At 66.8% G+C, this 3,169-nt stretch carries 3 protein-coding genes; 2 read left to right on the forward strand and 1 reads right to left on the reverse strand.

Annotation, left to right across the window (positions count from 1 at the left end; translation table 11 throughout):
- Window positions 1-250 precede the first annotated feature (250 nt).
- Window positions 251-943 (reverse strand): pirin family protein, encoded by a 693-nt coding sequence (locus GH737_RS13895; RefSeq protein ID WP_155265377.1) that lies wholly within the window; start codon window positions 941-943, stop codon window positions 251-253.
- Window positions 944-1,342: 399 nt separating this feature from the next.
- On the opposite strand from GH737_RS13895, the gene GH737_RS13900 reads away from it, so the two are divergent.
- Both GH737_RS13900 and GH737_RS13905 read left to right on the forward strand, forming a co-directional pair.
- Window positions 1,343-2,131 carry an SIMPL domain-containing protein gene (locus tag GH737_RS13900; protein WP_155265378.1) on the forward strand — a complete coding sequence of 263 codons (789 nt, stop codon included), beginning with the start codon at window positions 1,343-1,345 and terminating at the stop codon, window positions 2,129-2,131.
- Between the two features lie 113 nt (window positions 2,132-2,244).
- Complete coding sequence (locus tag GH737_RS13905; RefSeq protein WP_155265379.1) at window positions 2,245-3,060, forward strand: inner membrane CreD family protein; 816 nt, start codon at window positions 2,245-2,247, stop codon at window positions 3,058-3,060.
- The last annotated feature ends 109 nt before the right edge of the window (window positions 3,061-3,169 follow it).

Raw genomic sequence — 3,169 nt, forward strand, 5'->3', positions numbered from 1 at the left:
CGTCGGTGGCGGGGGTGTCGGCAGGTGGCGGCGGCGCGGCTTCCTGGGCGAGCGCGGCCGACGGGGCGAGCACGAGCGCCCCCGCCAGCAATAGCTTTTTCCAGCGTGGAACCGCCCTCATCTGCTCCCGAGTCTCATACGTTGATTCGCGCCCATTTCCCGCGGCGCGACAGGCCCATGCCCGCCGTTTGCGCGTCTTTCAAGCACAGGTGCGATGAACCGCGCAGTAACCTCTACGTTTTTCAGCAGCTTATCGCGCGTCGACGAGCACGAGCTCGGAATCCTCCTCGGCCTCGATCTCGACGCGGTCCTCGCCGGTGATCGCAACGCCGTCGCGCGGCCCCGCCTCGACGCCGTTGACCCGCACCCGCCCGCTCGGGACGAGGTAGAGGTGGCGCTCCGGCTGAGCGTCGATGGCGATCGTTTCGCCGGCCTTCACCGTCGCGCCGAGCACCCGGGCGTCTGCATTGATTTCGAGCGCGCCGTCGTCGCCGTTGCCGCTCGCGAGCAGCTGGAACGCGCCCTCGCGCGAATCCTTCGGAAAGGGCTTGGCGCCCCAGCTTGGGCTCGCCGACGGCTTGTCGGTCTCGATCCAGATCTGGAACAAGGTCGTCTGCTCGTCCTCGAGATTATATTCGGCGTGGGTCACGCCCGTGCCCGCGCTCATCACCTGGACGTCTCCGGCGCCGGTGCGGCCCTTGTTGCCCATCGAATCCTGGTGGGTGATGGCGCCGGTGCGGACGTAGGTGACGATCTCCATGTCGCGGTGCGGGTGCGGCGGAAAACCGCTCTTGGCCGCGATCTTGTCGTCGTTCCACACGCGGATCCGGCCCCAGCCCATGCGGGCTGGATCGTGATAGCCGGCGAAGGAGAAATGGTGGCGGGCGTCGAGCCAGCCGTGGTCGGCATGGCCGAGGCTGTCGAAGGGGCGGATATCGATCATGTGGGTGATTTGGGTAGGGTCGCGGGTGCATCAAGTGTCAGGCGTGTGACTGCGATGCGGGACCCGCGTGTTCGCGCGCGGGAGGCGAGCGAGGAATCCGACACCTTTCCGACGGGCGGCATTCGAAACGGGGGGTTGTCGGATGTGTCGGATTCCCCGGCCTGCACACGGTGCGACAGGTTGACGGGAGTCAGCGAACTCATCCGCGAATCCAAATCACAGCTCGCTGCCTGTAGGACAGAAAAATCGTGGATCGCGGAAAGGGGTGGAAGGCGGACCGCACGGACCCAATTCGCCGCTATGCTCATAAACGGAATTGCTGCTCAAAGGATTTCCTGCGGGCGTGCGTCTGAGGTCTAGGCGCGGCTGTTTGGGCCGCGATGGCGAAGGAGGTTTTGAATGAAATTCAATTATCGGTTGATCGGTGCGGCGATCGCTGTGGCTGCATCGCTCCAGGCGGGAACGGCTTTCGCCCAACCAGCGCCAACCGCCACTATTGCCGAAATGGCGAACACGCCGCTGGTTCGGGTCAACATTTCGGAAACGCTGCGGACTCCGCCCGATGAGGCGAGCATGACGGTCGGAACGCAGGCCAAAGCGTCCACCGCGACCGCGGCCGTGGCCGCCAACAAGGTGAAGACGGAAAAGCTCCTGGCAACCATAAGAGCCGCCGGAATCCGCGAGCGCGATATCCAGACTCAGGGAATCCAGCTGCAGCCCGACTATCGTTGGGACAACGAGCCGGGTGGCCGCGGACGCCAGACGCTGATCGGCTACATCGCCAGCAATTCGGTGCAGATCAAAACGCGCAACATCGACAAGCTGACGACCTTGCTCGATGCGTTGACGACGGCCGGCGCCGATACGGTCTACGGGCCCAATTTCGCGATCTCGGACCCGGCCCCGCTGAGGAAGGAAGCCCGAGTCCGAGCGATGGCACGGGGTCAGGCGGAAGCCACCGAATATGCGCGCAACAACGGGTTTACGTCGGTCCGGCTGCTCTCGGTCGAAGAGGGAGTCTCCTATCGCGGCACCGACGTGGTCGTGACTGGCTCCCGGATCAGCCCGGTCGCGGCGCCTCCGCCTCCCCCACCGCCGCCCGCGCCCGAGCGGGACGGGGGGATCGTGGCTCCCGGACAGCTGGAAACGGGTGTTTCGCTGAACCTTCTTTATCGCATGGAGCGGTAAAGGTGGGGCTGGCGCCGTCGCGTTAGCCCTCGCTCACCAAATGCTCAGAAGTCCCTCATGACTGCTCGGCGGGGTGCGGGTACGTGCTTCACCGTCGCGCAAAGCGGGAGATAATGATCGTGTTCAGGACCGACGGATTTCGCACGCCCGGCTTCAAGCTGTTCCTCGCGATCGCGGTCGGGCTGGCGCTCACAATCCCGCTCTTCTCCGTCTGGCTGCTCGTCTACGACCGGCAGTCGCAGCAGCAGCAGGCGACCAGCTCGATCACGGCGGGGTGGGGCGGGCCGCAGGTGATGTCGGGGCCGGTGCTGGTCATCCCGTACCGCGCGACGGCGACCGAGACGGTGGTGCAGGACGGGCAAAGCGTCACCCGGACGAACCAGGTGACGAAGGAGCTGACCCTGGCGCCCGAGGCGGTGGAGCTTTCGACCGCGCTTCGACCGGACGTGCGCAGGCGCTCGATCTACGAGGCTGTCGTGTACGACGCCGCGGTGACCGGCCGCGCGCATTTCGTACTTCCGCCCGATCTTGCGCGGACGGGGGTCGATCCGGCGCAGATGGACCTTGGCCGCGCCGAGCTGCGGTTCGGCCTGAGCGACCCGCGCGGGCTCGGCGCCAATCCGCGGGTGATTGCGGGCGGGCGGGCGCTTCGGATGCTTCCGGGCGGCGGGAGCAGCGGCGGGCGCGGCTTCTTCGCGTGGGTCGACGCGAGCGGCCTGGCCTCGCAGCCGCTGCCGGTCGAGTTCGCCTATGCCTTCCGCGGCAATGCGTCGCTGAGCCTCGCGCCGCAGGCGGGGGACACGCGCTGGACGGTCAAATCGTCGTGGCCGAGCCCGAGCTTCGGCGGCGACTTCCTGCCCGCCGCGCGGTCGGTGGGCGACAAGGGCTTCGAGGCCACCTACCGCGTCGGCAATCTCGCGCTCGGGTGATCTTCATCGGCTCGGCGCCGGCTTCCGCGCCGATCTGGGTCGCCTCGATCATCTCGTGATTGTCGCGCGGGCTGGTCATCTCCCAGCCGTAGAAGCATTTGAGCCGCTC

This window comes from Sphingomonas segetis, from assembly GCF_009720245.1.
Lineage (GTDB): Bacteria > Pseudomonadota > Alphaproteobacteria > Sphingomonadales > Sphingomonadaceae > Sphingomicrobium > Sphingomicrobium segetis.

Excerpts from the sequence above, each read along its gene's own strand:
- GH737_RS13895 (WP_155265377.1), bottom strand. The coding sequence starts at position 943 with ATGATCGATATCCGCCCCTTCGACAGCCTCGGCCATGCCGACCACGGC.
- GH737_RS13900 (WP_155265378.1), top strand. The coding sequence starts at position 1,343 with ATGAAATTCAATTATCGGTTGATCGGTGCGGCGATCGCTGTGGCTGCA.
- GH737_RS13905 (WP_155265379.1), top strand. The coding sequence starts at position 2,245 with ATGATCGTGTTCAGGACCGACGGATTTCGCACGCCCGGCTTCAAGCTG.